This is a genomic window from Paracoccus sp. (in: a-proteobacteria) (assembly GCF_046462195.1).
GTDB lineage: Bacteria > Pseudomonadota > Alphaproteobacteria > Rhodobacterales > Rhodobacteraceae > Paracoccus.
Genome location: NZ_JBKGUN010000254.1, coordinates 1 through 11,587, shown reverse-complemented (window position 1 = coordinate 11,587; position 11,587 = coordinate 1). Strand labels below are relative to the sequence as shown.

At 64.4% G+C, this 11,587-nt stretch carries 9 protein-coding genes; 7 read left to right on the top strand and 2 right to left on the bottom strand.

Features of this window, described 5'->3' with window-relative positions; all coding sequences use genetic code 11:
* Window positions 1-287: 287 nt before the first annotated feature.
* Together ACLHHB_RS15720 and ACLHHB_RS15715 are read right to left on the bottom strand one after the other, a co-directional pair.
* On the bottom strand, window positions 288-989 hold the full coding sequence (locus tag ACLHHB_RS15720) for a response regulator transcription factor (protein ID WP_410219225.1): 702 nt from the start codon (window positions 987-989) through the stop codon (window positions 288-290).
* Window positions 986-2,884, bottom strand: a complete 1,899-nt coding sequence (locus ACLHHB_RS15715; protein WP_410219224.1) for a PAS-domain containing protein — start codon at window positions 2,882-2,884, stop codon at window positions 986-988. Before ACLHHB_RS15715 ends, ACLHHB_RS15720 begins: the two co-directional genes overlap by 4 nt.
* Before the next feature lie 168 nt (window positions 2,885-3,052).
* Here ACLHHB_RS15715 and ACLHHB_RS15710 point away from each other — a divergent pair, with 168 nt between their 5' ends.
* The 7 genes from ACLHHB_RS15710 (at window position 3,053) to ACLHHB_RS15680 (ending at window position 11,439) form a co-directional block, all read left to right on the top strand.
* The gene (locus tag ACLHHB_RS15710) at window positions 3,053-5,026 is read left to right on the top strand and encodes an AMP-binding protein (RefSeq protein ID WP_410219223.1); all 1,974 of its coding nucleotides are present in this window, start codon (window positions 3,053-3,055) and stop codon (window positions 5,024-5,026) included.
* Entirely contained in the window at window positions 5,023-5,841 is an 819-nt protein-coding gene (locus tag ACLHHB_RS15705) for an ABC transporter ATP-binding protein (protein WP_410219222.1), read from the top strand. The genes ACLHHB_RS15710 and ACLHHB_RS15705 overlap by 4 nt, the downstream gene beginning before the upstream one ends.
* A 21-nt stretch (window positions 5,842-5,862) precedes the next feature.
* Window positions 5,863-6,849 carry a branched-chain amino acid ABC transporter permease gene (locus tag ACLHHB_RS15700; RefSeq protein ID WP_410219221.1) on the top strand — a complete coding sequence of 329 codons (987 nt, stop codon included), beginning with the start codon at window positions 5,863-5,865 and terminating at the stop codon, window positions 6,847-6,849.
* Window positions 6,850-6,928: 79 nt separating this feature from the next.
* Window positions 6,929-8,005 (top strand): branched-chain amino acid ABC transporter permease, encoded by a 1,077-nt coding sequence (locus tag ACLHHB_RS15695; protein WP_410219220.1) that lies wholly within the window; start codon window positions 6,929-6,931, stop codon window positions 8,003-8,005.
* Between the two features lie 49 nt (window positions 8,006-8,054).
* On the top strand, window positions 8,055-9,338 hold the full coding sequence (locus ACLHHB_RS15690; protein WP_410219219.1) for an ABC transporter substrate-binding protein: 1,284 nt from the start codon (window positions 8,055-8,057) through the stop codon (window positions 9,336-9,338).
* A gap of 53 nt (window positions 9,339-9,391) precedes the next feature.
* Complete coding sequence (locus tag ACLHHB_RS15685) at window positions 9,392-10,213, top strand: ABC transporter ATP-binding protein (protein ID WP_410219218.1); 822 nt, start codon at window positions 9,392-9,394, stop codon at window positions 10,211-10,213.
* An 11-nt stretch (window positions 10,214-10,224) separates the two neighbouring features.
* Entirely contained in the window at window positions 10,225-11,439 is a 1,215-nt protein-coding gene (locus ACLHHB_RS15680) for a phenylacetate--CoA ligase family protein (RefSeq protein ID WP_410219217.1), read from the top strand.
* Window positions 11,440-11,587 lie beyond the last annotated feature (148 nt).

Sequence of the window (11,587 nt, the reverse complement as noted above, 5' to 3'; positions counted from 1 at the left end):
AACCAGCCCCAAGTCTTTTCCTGCGGCGTGACCGGGTTCAGCGTGTCGTGGTCGGATGAAACCGGATGCGCCTCCAGGGGGGTGCTGTGCATCGAAACCTCTTGGTCGGGCCGGGCCTTGACGGCTGCCTTGTTGATATCTGGCCGAAAATGCTAGCTTGGCCGCCGTCAGGCGATAACCATAGCAGCTGGATAAACAACTTCAACGAAAGTTGAGAAATTGTCTGCGACATTACATGGACTGGCCGAGTCGCAGGCAGTCTGCCTGAAAAAGCATCGAAAGGCCGATCAGTCGATGGACGCAAGAAAGATATATCCTGCGCCATAGATCGTCTTGATCAGGCGGGGGTTCTTGGGATCTTCGCCCATCTTGGTGCGCAGGCGCGAAATCCGCACATCCATTGCCCTGTCAAAGCTGTCGCCCGCCGTGCCGCCCAAGGTTTCCAGCATCTGGGCACGGGTGATCAGGCGGCGCGAGTTTTCCGTGAACAGCCGCAGCACCTCGGCTTCGGCATGGGACAGGGGGGTGTCGGTGCCGTCCGGGGCAGTCAGCACATAGCGGTCGAAATCTGCGGTCCAGCCGGCAAAGCGGACGGCAGGCGGACGGGCCACCGCCGCCTGCGCGGGACGGCGCAGGCGGGCGCGGATGCGGGCCACCACCTCGGCGGGTTCGAACGGCTTGATGATGTAGTCGTCGGCACCCAGTTCCAGCCCCGTGACCCGGTCCTGCACCTGCGCCCGCCCCGAAATGATGATGATGACCGCCCCCGACGCGCTGGCCAGGCGATGAACCAGCGCCAGGCCGTCGCGGTCGGGCAAGCCAAGATCGATCAGACAGGCGTCGGGGGTGATGCGGCGAAGCGCGGCCTCGAACTCGGTTGCACGGGCGAAGGATTGCGTGCGGAAGCCTGCCTGTTCCAGCGCGCCCGCCAGCAGGCGGCGGATTTCAGGCTCGTCATCCAGAATGGCGATCAGGGGGGTGTCGGTCATGGAACCTCTTTAACGGCGTCCGACAGGGCCGTGGCCAGGCGCGCCGTCGTGAAGGGCTTGGTCAGCACCGGGCCGGTCGCGCGATCGCGCAAGGCATGGCCGGGGGGCAGCGAGGTCATCATCACCATTGGAAGGCGCGTGTCCAGATCGGGTCCATGTCCGTCACCCAGCTGGATGTCCGAAAGGACCAGCGTCAGGCCGGGCAGATCCAGAAGCGCGCGCGCCTCGGCAAGCGAGGCAGCCTCGATGACCGCATGTCCAAGGCCGGTCAGCTGATCGCGGACAGGCGCGCGGATCTGGTCGTCATCCTCGACCAGCAGCACCATCTGGCGCGAGATGCCGCGCCAGGGCAGGCGCAACGTGACCCTCGCCCCCCCGGTGGCGGGATTTTCAAGGCGCAACGTGCCGTCCATCAGCTTGGTCTGATCGTAAACCATCGACAAACCCAGCCCCGAGCCCTGGCCCTTTTTCGTGGTAAAGAACGGCTCGGTCCCGCGCGACAGCGCTTCGGCGGTAAAGCCGGGACCCGTGTCGCTGACCGACAGTTCCAGCCAGTCGCCGTTGCGCGTGCCGCGCAGCGTGATCCGCCCCGGCGGCGGGATGGCTGCGTCGGCGTTCAGGATCAGGTTCAGCAGCGAATCCTGCAGTGCGCCCGGGTCCAGCAGCAACTGGTCCGGCGGCAGGTCCAGGTCCAGATCCAGGGTGTTTCCCTCGGCCAGCGAGGGCCGGGCAAGTGCCGCCAGTTCCAACAAGAGTGCCGCCAGGTCCACGGGCTGCATCGCCGGATCCCGCGGCCCGGAAATTCGGGCCAGCCGATCAAGCAGCGCCGCGCCGCGTCGGGCTGCCGCCAGAGTCGCCTGCACGTCCTCGGCCGCATCGGCGGACAGGTCGCGCCCCGCCAGCCGCGCCTGCAGCCCCAGGATGATGGTCAGCAGGTTTCCGAAATCATGGGCCATTCCCGATGTCAGCTGCGCCGCCAGGCTGCGCTTGCCCGCATGGACCAGCGCTTCGCGCGCCTGCACCTCGGCGGACACGTCAGTTGACAGGATATACACGCCGCGGCCTTCGCCATCCGGCGTCAAGGCGATGCGGATGCGGCGGCCCGAGGTCGGGTGCGTGATCTCGAAAACCTGCGGCTCGCCGGACAGGGCTTGCGTCATCCAGGGCAGCAACGCGGCAAAGGTGGCGTTGCCCAGCGCTTGTTCGACCGTCAGCCCGACGATGTCGCGGGCTGCCCCCGGAAAGATAGAGGCCAGGCGGCGGTTCGAGAAGGTATAGCGAAACCGATTGTCCATATGGGCGATATGCGCCGGAACCATTTCGGTTACCTGGCGCGTGCGGGCTTCGGTGCGGGTCAGGATGCGCTGGGCCTCGGACAAGGCCGCATTCGTCGCGGCCAGCGCCCGGTTCGCGGCCGCGAGGCGTTCGGCATTCAGCAGCACTTGTTCGGACAGCGCGTCCGACCGCGCCCGCAGCAGGGCTTCCTGCTGCTTGATGTCGGTGATGTCGGTGTAAACGGTGACCCAGCCGCCCTGTGTCAGGGGGGCGCCCTCGACCGCGATCCAGCGGCCCTCGGCACGCTGGCGCTCGAAATAATGGGGCTGAAAGGTGCGCGCCTGATCGACGCGCAGGGCCACGGCGGCCTCGGGATCCTCTTGCGGGCCGTATTCGCCGCGCAGGACCAGGAAACGGATCGTGTCCTCGAAGCTGGCGCCGGGGCGGGTCAGCGCCTCGGGCAGGCCGAACATGGCCTGGTACTGGCTGTTGGCGACCGCCAGCCGAAGGTCGGCATCAAAGATCGACAAGGCCTGCCCGATCAGGTTCAGACCCGATCGCGTCAGGTCGGCCCGGATCTCGGCCCGGGTCAGCGGGGGTGTTTCGGGGGGCTGATCCATGGGTCTCCTTTGTGCACATGGCTATCATTGGGTGATGAATTGCGGCAAGCGCCGTAACATTTTGTTGGATTCAGGCAAAACTGGCGCAAGGATTGCCCCGAATGGTGAGGAGGTCGCGGGAACGGGGAGGTTTCGGCGACAGGCACCCCGCGTGCCAAGGGAGGAGAGATGACGCAACAACCGCCCCTGGGGGATCTGCGATCCGTGCCGGCGCTTCTGGCGCGTAACGTGGCCCGGTTCGGTGACCGGCCCGCTTATCGCGAAAAGGAATACGGCATCTGGCAAAGCTGGACCTGGGCCGAGGCCGCGGACGAGATCCGCGCCCTGGCGCTGGGCCTGCTGGAACTGGGACTGGAGCCGGGCGCGCATGTGGCGATCATCGGCCGCAACCGTCCGGCGCATTACTGGGCGATGATTGCGGTGCAGATGTGCGGAGCGGTTCCCGTGCCCTTGTACCAGGACGCGGTGGCTGAAGAGATGGCCTATGTGCTGGGCCATTGCGGCGCGCACCTGGTGATCTGCGGCGATCAGGAACAGGTGGACAAGGTGCAGGAGGTCGAGGAAACCAGCGGCACCCGCGCCCGCATCGTTTATACCGACCCGCGCGGAATGCGAAAATACGACACGGGCCGCATGACTGCGCTGTCGCAGGTGCAGGCGCGGGGGCGCGCCGCTGCCGCGCGGCTGGACGCGGAGCTGGACCGACGGATCGCGGCACTGGATTACGACAGCACTTGCGTGATGCTGTACACCAGCGGCACGACCGGCAAGCCCAAGGGCGTGGTCCTGTCCAATCGCAACATCATCGAGACCGCCAGGAACAGCGCCGAATTCGACCACCTGACCGAGGCCGAGGAGATCGTGGCCTATCTGCCGATGGCTTGGGTTGGTGACTTCATCTTTTCGGTGGGGCAGGCGGTGTGGTCGGGCTTTACCGTGAACTGCCCCGAAGGCCCGCACACGATGATGACCGACATGCGCGAGATCGGGCCCACCTATTTCTTTGCGCCGCCCCGTGTCTTCGAGGGCCAGCTGACCCAAGTGATGATCCGCATGGAGGATGCGGGCCGCCTCAAGCGCTGGCTGTTCCGGCGCGGCATGGCGGCGGCGCGCCGCGCGGGGCCGGCCCTGCTGGACGGCAAGAAGGTGCCGCTGGGCGACCGCGTGGCCTATGGCCTGGGAAAGATCTTCGTCTTTGGCCCGCTGAAGAACACGCTTGGCCTGTCGCGGGTGCGCGTGGGCTATACGGCGGGCGAGGCGATCGGCCCTGAAATCTTCGATTTCTATCGCAGCCTAGGCATCAACCTGAAGCAGCTTTACGGCCAGACCGAGGCATCGGTCTTCATCACCCAGCAGCCGGACGGGCAGGTGCGCTCGGATACGGTGGGCGTGCCCAGTCCCGGCGTGGAGGTGCGCATCGGCGAGAATGGCGAAGTTTACTACCGCAGCCCCGGCACCTTTGTCGAGTATTACAAGAACGCGGAAAGCACCGCCTCCACCAAGGATCCGCAGGGTTGGGTGGCCACGGGGGATGCCGGTTTCTTCGAGGAAGGAACGGGACATCTGCGCATCATCGATCGCGCCAAGGACGTGGGCCGCATGTCCGACGGACGGATGTTCGCGCCCAAATATGTCGAGAACAAGCTGAAGTTCTATCCCGACATCCTGGAGGCCGTGGTCTTGGGCAACGGGCGCGATTTCTGCACCGCGATGATCAACATCGACCTGACTGCCGTGGGCAACTGGGCCGAACGCAACAACATCGCCTATGGCAGCTATCAGGAGCTGGCCGGGCATCCGCAGGTTTATGCAACCCTCAAGGCGCATGTCGAGGCGGTGAACCGTTCCGTGGCCGAGGACCCGATGCTGTCGGGATGCCAGATCCACCGCTTCCTGGTGCTGCACAAGGAGCTGGACCCCGACGACGGCGAGATGACCCGCACCCGCAAGGTTCGCCGTGCCGTCATCACCGAAAAGTTCGCCGACTTGGTCAAGGCGCTTTATGACGGCTCGTCCAGCGTGCACACCCGGACGGAGGTCACCTATGAGGACGGCCGCAAGGGCCATATCAGCGCAACGCTCCGGATCGAGGATGCGCGCGTCTTCGGCGATGCGGTTCAGCAGAAGGTAGCCGCCCAATGATGCAGGCGCATGAAGGCTATGTCACCGACGACGGCCGCCAGATCGGCGGCACGCTGATGGAGATGAAAAACATCACTCTGCGCTTTGGCGGCGTCGTGGCCATCAAGGACATCAGCTTCGACATCCGCCAAGGCGAGATCCGCGCGATCATCGGGCCGAATGGCGCGGGCAAGTCCTCGATGCTGAACGTCATCTCGGGCTTTTATCACCCCCAGGAGGGCGAGGTTATCTTCAGAGGGCAGCGCCGCGCGCCGATGAAGCCCTTTCAGGTGGCCCGCCTAGGCATCGCGCGCACCTTCCAGAACATCGCCCTGTTCGAAGGGATGACGGTGCTGGACAACATCATGACGGGCCGGCTGAACCGGATGAAGTCGAGTTTCCTGTCCCAGGCCCTCTGGTGGGGCAAGGCCGAGCGCGAAGAAAACGAGAACCGTGCAGCGGTCGAACGGATCATCGACTTTCTGGAAATCCAGAACATCCGCAAGACACCCGTGGGACGCCTGCCCTATGGCCTGAAGAAGCGGGTGGAGCTGGCGCGGGCGCTGGCGGCCGAACCGCAGCTGCTGCTGCTGGACGAGCCGATGGCCGGCATGAACGTCGAGGAAAAGGAGGACATGTCCCGCTTCATCCTGGACGTGAACGACGAGTTCGGCACCACGATCTGCCTGATCGAACACGACATGGGCGTGGTCATGGATCTGTCCGACCGAGTGGTGGTGATGGATTACGGCAAGAAGATCGGCGACGGCACCCCCGACGAGGTGCGCCGCAACCAGCAGGTCATCGATGCCTATCTGGGGGTGGCCCATGACTGATGCAGCAATCCGGAGGGGCGTGTGATGGACCAGCTGATCTTCGCGGGCGAAGTGTTCCTCAACGGTTTGATGACCGGCGTGATGTATGCGCTGGTGGCCCTGGGCTTCGTATTGATCTTCAAGGCCTCGGGCGTCTTCAACTATGCCCAGGGCGTGCTGGCGCTGTTCGCCGCATTGACGCTGGTCGGCATCCAGAACGGGCAGGTGCCCTTTGCGCATCTGATCAACGCCGCCTTCGGCACGCATCTGCACGGCTTTGGCTGGACGGTGCCTGCGGTCCTTGCCATTGCGCTGACGGCCGTGGTGATGATCGGGCTGGCCTTCCTGATCGAGAAACTGGTCCTGCAGCACCTTGTCGGGCAGGAACCGATCATCCTGTTCATGGCGACCATCGGGCTGGCCTATTTCCTCGAGGGCCTGGGCGACGTGATGTGGGGTGCCGACATCAAGACGCTGGACGTGGGCCTGCCGCAGGGCATCTCGGACGGGATCGAGGCCGTCACGGCACAATGGTTCGGCTATGGCTTCTTCATCGACCGGCTGGACATCTGGGCCACGGTCATCGCGGCCCTTCTGGTCGCGGCGCTGGTGGTTTTTGCACAATACACCAAGCAGGGGCGCGCCATGCGAGCCGTGGCGGACGACCATCAGGCGGCGTTGTCGGTGGGCATCAGCCTGCGCTTCATCTGGGTCATGGTCTGGTCCATCGCGGGCTTTGTCGCGCTGGTCGCGGGCATCATGTGGGGCACGAAATCCGGCGTGCAGTTCAGCCTGTCGCTGATCGCGCTCAAGGCGCTGCCGGTGCTGATGCTGGGCGGCTTCACCTCGATCCCCGGCGCCATCGTGGGCGGGCTGATCATCGGCGTGGGCGAGAAGCTGTTCGAGTTCACGGTGGGCCCCATGATCGGCGGCGCGACCGAGACCTGGTTCGCCTATGTTCTGGCGCTGATCTTCCTGGTGTTCCGACCCCAGGGCCTGTTCGGCGAACGCATCATCGAGAGGGTCTGAGCATGGTTTCTGCCGCATCCAAGGCGAACAGGATCCCCAACGGGCCTTGCCCCGAAACGAGACATCAGGGAGAGGCGCGATGATCTATCGTGAGGCGGGCGACTTCAAGACCAGCTACCGCGACGACAGCCAGACCTTTCCGATCCGGCTGGATCGCTGGGGCTATTACGCGCTGCTGGCGGTGGCCTTCGGGATCATTCCCTTTGTCATCAACGATTATTGGGCCAATGCGGTCCTGGTGCCCTTCCTGATCTATGCGATCGCGGCCTTGGGGCTGAACATCCTGACGGGCTATGCGGGGCAGGTCAGCCTGGGGACCGGGGGCTTCATGGCCGTGGGTGCCTATTCCGTCTACAAGCTGATGACCAGCTTTCCCGAGATCAGCATCCTGATCCACATCCTGCTGGCCGGCGGCATCACTGCCGGGGTGGGCGTTCTCTTCGGGCTGCCCAGCCTGCGGATCAAGGGCTTCTATCTGGCGGTCGCAACGCTGGCAGCGCAGTTCTTCCTGGTTTGGCTGTTCAACAAGGTGCCGTGGTTCTACAACTATTCGGCCTCGGGCCAGATCACGGCGCCGACGCGCACCGTGCTGGGCCATGCCGTCACCGGACCCGCAACCAGCGCGCCCGCCAAGTACCTCGTCTGCCTGGTGCTGGCTTTCCTGCTGGCCTGGGTGGCGCGCAATCTGACGCGCGGGTCGATCGGGCGCAAATGGATGGCGATCCGTGACATGGACATCGCGGCCGAGATCATCGGCGTCGACCCCTTGCGCGCCAAACTGTCGGCCTTTGCGGTCAGCAGCTTCTTCATCGGCATCGCAGGCGCCCTGCTGTTCGCGGTCTATCTGGGCGCGGCCGAGGTGGGCGAGGCCTTTGGCATCAACAAGAGCTTTCTGGTCCTGTTCATGATCATCATCGGCGGACTAGGCAGCATCTTCGGCAGTTTCGCCGGCGCGGCCTTCATGGTCATGCTGCCGGTCCTGCTGAAGAACGTGCTGGTCGGAAACTTCGGCTGGCCCACGGACCTGGCCGCCCATATCGAACTGATGATCGTGGGCGCATTGATCGTGGCCTTTCTGATCGTCGAGCCGCACGGGCTGGCGCGCCTCTGGCGTCTGGCCAAGGAAAAGCTGCGCCTGTGGCCGTTCCCGCACTGAACCATACGACCGGGCAACCGGCGCATTCCATCTTTGGGAGGAGATACGGATGAAGACGAAACTGACCGCACTGGTCGCGGCGGGCATCATGGCGGCAGCGCCCGCGATGGCCGATCTGGTGGTGCCGAACCTCAGCTATCGCACCGGGCCTTATGGGGCGAACGGCACCCAATATGCCGACGGGTTCAACGACTATTTCACGCTGTTGAACGAACGCGATGGCGGCATCGGCGGCGAGCGCATCCAAGTGCCCGAATGCGAGACGGCCTATAACACGGAAAAGGGCGTCGAATGCTATGAAGCGACCAAGGACACGGGGGCGCTGGTGTACAACCCGCTGTCTACCGGCATCACTTACCAGCTGATCCCCAAGGTTTCTGTGGACAAGAAGGTCCTTTACACGCCGGGCTATGGCAGGACCTCGGCCAAGAACGGCAAGGTGTTCGAATGGATCTTCAACGCACCCGCCAACTATTGGGACGGCGCGTCGGTCGCGATCAAGCATCTGCTGGATGAAAACAACGGCAGTCTGGAAGGCAAGAAGATCGCGCTGGTGTATCACAACAGCGCTTATGGCAAGGAGCCGATCCGCACCCTGCAGGAACTGTCGGAAAAGCACGGCTTCACCCTGAGCGAACTGCCGGTCGAGGCGCCGGGGCAGGAACAGAAGAGCCAGTGGCTGCAGATCCGCCGCGACCGCCCCGATTATGTCATCATGTACGGCTGGGGCGTCATGAACCAGGTCGCGATTCAGGAAGCCGCGAACATCCGTTTCCCGATGGAGAACTTCATCGGCATCTGGTGGGCGGGTTCGGAGATCGATGTGCAGCCTGCGGGCGCGGGGGCCGACGGCTACAAGTCGGTGACCTTCAACGGCGTCGGCATGGACTATCCGTTGTATGACGACCTCAAGACGCATGTGATCGACCCGGGCAAGGCCAGCCAGGGCGGGCAGCATGTGGGTTCGGCCGTGTATTCGCGCGGCATGTATGCGGCCGTGGTCATCGCCGAAGCGATCCGGAAGGGGCAGGAACTGGCCGGCACGCCGGCCATCAATGCCGAGCAGCTGCGCGAGGGGTTCGAGAACCTCGACATCACGCCCGCCCGCCTGGAAGAGATCGGCCTGCCGGATTTCGGACCCGAGATCAAGCTGAGCTGCGAAAATCACGGTGGCAGCGGCATGGCCCGCATCCAGCAATGGGATGCCGACGAAGGCAAGTGGAGCCTGATCACCGAGTTCACCGAACCCGACCAGGAGGTCGTGCAGCCGCTGATCGAGGAAGACAGCCAGGCCTATGCGACCGAGGCGGGCATCACGCCGCGCGACTGCTGATGTCACGGCTCCGGCGGCGCACTGCCGCCGGGGCTCCACCAAGGGGGACCGCCATGTTCGACGCCGACCGAACCGAAACGCTGCTGGACGTCAACAACATCGAGGTGATCTACAACCACGTCATCCTGGTCCTGAAGGGTGTCAGCCTGACCGTGCCCAAGGGCGGCATCACCGCCCTGCTGGGGGGTAACGGTGCCGGCAAGACAACGACGCTCAAGGCCATCTCGAACCTTCTGGCCAGCGAACGGGGCGAGGTGACCAAGGGCACCATCACCTATCGCGGCGAAAGCGTGGCAGGGTCGAACCCGGCGGCGTTGGTCCAGCGCGGCATCATCCAGGTGATGGAAGGCCGCCACTGCTTCGAACACCTGACGATCGAGGAAAACCTGCTGACCGGCGCCTATACCCGCCGCGACGGCAGTGCCGCCATCAAGCGTGACCTGGAGATGGTATACGATTATTTCCCGCGGCTGCGCGAACGGCGCCGCAGTCAGGCCGGCTATACGTCGGGGGGCGAACAGCAGATGTGCGCGATGGGGCGCGCCTTGATGTCCCGCCCTTCGATGATCCTGCTGGACGAGCCCTCGATGGGCCTGGCACCCCAACTGGTCGAGCAGATCTTCCAGATCGTGAAGGCCGTGAACGAAGGCGAGGGGGTCACCTTTCTTCTGGCCGAACAGAACACCAACGTGGCCCTGCGCTTTGCCCATCAGGGGTATATCCTGGAAAACGGCCGAGTGGTGATGGAAGGTCCGGCCGCACAGCTGCGCGAAAATCCGGACGTCAAGGAATTCTATCTGGGCATGTCGGACGAAGGACGAAAGTCGTTCCGTGACGTGCGCAGCTATCGCCGCCGCAAGCGCTGGCTGGCCTGAGGAACGCGATCATGGCATTTTACGACGAACTGGAAACCCGCGACGAGGCGGAGCGGGCCGAGGCTCTGGCACGCGCGCTGCCCGCAGCGATCGGTCGGGCCAAGACCGCGCCCGCCTTGGCGCGCCTGCTGCGCGACGTGGATCCGGCGACGGTCATCGACCGTGCCACGCTTGCGTCGTTGCCGGTGATCCGCAAGGCCGAACTGTCGGCGGCGCAGCGCAAGTCGCCTCCTTTTGGCGGCTATACGACCCGTCTCGCGGCCGAGTTCGACCATATCTTCCAGAGCCCCGGCCCGATCTATGAACCGGGGCGCCGCGATGGCGATTGGTGGCGCTTGGGCCGCTTTTTGCATGCCGCAGGGGTCGGCCGGGGCGACATCGTGCAGAACTGTTTCGGCTATCACCTGACACCTGCGGGAATGATGTTCGAATCCGGTGCCCGGGCCGTGGATGCGGCCGTTCTGCCCGCAGGCACGGGCCAGACCGAATTGCAGGTGCGCGCGGCCGTCGATATCGGCACGACCTGTTACGCGGGCACGCCGGATTTCCTCAAGGTCATCTTGGACCGCGCGGACGAGATGGGCGAGCGGTTGGGTTTCACCAAGGCCGTCGTGGGCGGCGGGGCGCTGTTCCCGTCGCTGCGCCAAGCCTATGCCGACCAAGGGATCGCGACGCGGCAATGCTATGCCACGGCCGATCTGGGCAACATCGCCTATGAAAGCGACGCCATGGAAGGGATGATCGTGGACGAGGGCGTGATCGTCGAGATCGTGCGCCCCGGCACCGGCGATCCGGTTCCCGACGGCGAGGTGGGCGAGGTTCTGGTGACCACGCTGAACCCGGACTATCCGCTGCTGCGCTTTGCCACGGGCGACCTGTCTGCCGTGCTGCCTGGCACCAGCCCCTGTGGGCGCACCAACATGCGCATCAAGGGGTGGATGGGGCGGGCTGACCAGACAACCAAGATCAAGGGCATGTTCGTGCGTCCCGAACAGGTCGCGGCGCTGGTGTCGCGCCACCCGGAGATCGCGCGCGCGCGCGTCATTGCCGACCGTCAGGGCGAGATGGACGTGATGACCGTGCAACTGGAAACCGCCGCCGACGGAGGCGCTTATGCAGCATCGGTGCTGGACACGCTGAAGTTGAAGGCCGAGGTGCAGCTGGTCCCGGTGGGCAGCCTGCCCAATGACGGAAAGGTCATCGAGGATCGTCGCCGCTATGACTGAACAGGAATGCATGGCATTTGACGCGTTAACTTGTTTGTAATCAACGCAGTTGCGACATTGCACCCTACAGGAACAGGGGTGGCATCATGGCTGCAGGCAAGGGCTTCGACAAGCCTTCGATCATCATCAAGCGCGTCGAGGCAAGCGG